Here is a 253-nt window from a genome sequence, read left to right as displayed (position 1 = left end):
CGCCCCCCCCGCCGCCGCCCGGAGGGTCAGCGCATTACGACGACGGCAGGAACCTGCTGCTGGTCCGCCACGCGCCCTTCCATGTCTACCCGATCGCAGGCGACTGGTACGTGCTGCTGATCCAGGGCGACGTTGTCGCCGTGTACCAGAAGGATCGAGAGCAGGAGCGCCGGGTCGTAAGGCTGGTACGCATTTCTTCCCAGCAGACGCTGGCCGAGCAGATACTGCCGATGGCCACCTATGCCGAACCCGA

The 253-nt window shown here is 66.4% G+C and carries 1 protein-coding gene; it reads left to right on the top strand.

Annotation, left to right across the window (positions count from 1 at the left end; genetic code table 11):
• Positions 1 to 253, top strand: a 253-nt coding sequence (locus ACQG3P_RS20800) for a hypothetical protein (protein WP_426806111.1), incomplete at both ends; no start/stop codon positions are given.

Source organism: Stenotrophomonas sp. SrG (assembly GCF_050031795.1).
Classification (GTDB): domain Bacteria; phylum Pseudomonadota; class Gammaproteobacteria; order Xanthomonadales; family Xanthomonadaceae; genus Stenotrophomonas; species Stenotrophomonas rhizophila_A.
Note: the sequence above shows the minus strand (reverse complement) of the source record. Positions and strands in the feature narration are given on the sequence as shown.